The organism is Methylophaga sp. UBA4204, assembly GCF_002379485.1.
Classification (GTDB): Bacteria; Pseudomonadota; Gammaproteobacteria; order Nitrosococcales; family Methylophagaceae; genus Methylophaga.
Genome location: NZ_DFTU01000008.1, coordinates 26,115 through 26,906, shown reverse-complemented (window position 1 = coordinate 26,906; position 792 = coordinate 26,115). Strand labels below are relative to the sequence as shown.

Below are 792 nucleotides of genomic sequence, written 5' to 3'. Positions count from 1 at the left end.
ACGAACAATCGCTACCCGTTGCTGTTGACCAACACTCAATTGGGAGGCTGGTCGCTCCAGTAACGCCACCTCCAATTGCAAAGCCTTCATCAATTCCAGAGTACGTTGTTGCAGATGTTGTTTATCCAGCTTAGAAAAGTGGCTGGCTAATTTGATATTGTCAGCTACAGTTAAATATGGAATGAGATTAAATCGTTGAAACACCATGCCAATATGTTGTGCTCGAAATGCATCGCGTTTGCGGTGATTCAGTTGATTGAGTGTCACATCATCAAGCGTAATATTGCCTTGTTGTGGTATTAAAATTCCGGCCAAGAGATTTAATAAGGTCGATTTTCCCGAACCTGAAGGTCCATAAACAAATACCGTTTCACCTTTTTCTATTTGCCAGTGAGCAATATGTAATAAAGCTTTGTCTGAATCTGGTTGATAACGAAATTGGCAGTTTTCGATTTGGATTGCGGGACGATTGGTCATACGTTTACCGGATTGAATGATTGATAATTTTGGCAAGGATGCTAATTGTTATAACATAGCATTTTTGCTCGACTTTTAACCTCTCGGATTTTCCATGACCTCACTGAAACCTGCAAAGTTCTGGCTTTCTCTTCTGGTATTAACTGGTTTGGCATTTGCTCAACCGTTATTCGCTGACAGTAAATATGAGTCTATCGATTGGGTGGATCTGATGCCGGATGATGATTTGGAGGCATTGATGAATCCACCAGAATATCTAGATGAGATTGAAGATGGTTCGATGGAAGACCAAATCAGCAGTCAATTGCTAGGAGC

General features: G+C 41.0%; 1 protein-coding gene and 1 pseudogene. One reads left to right on the top strand and one right to left on the bottom strand.

Going from position 1 to position 792, the window contains the following annotated elements:
- Window positions 1-477: ABC transporter ATP-binding protein (locus B3182_RS01305; RefSeq protein WP_292751221.1), on the bottom strand; the 477-nt coding region annotated here is incomplete at its 3' end.
- Between the two features lie 94 nt (window positions 478-571).
- On the opposite strand from B3182_RS01305, the pseudogene B3182_RS01300 reads away from it, so the two are divergent.
- Window positions 572-792: pseudogene (locus B3182_RS01300) on the top strand (DUF3299 domain-containing protein); the annotation flags it as partial.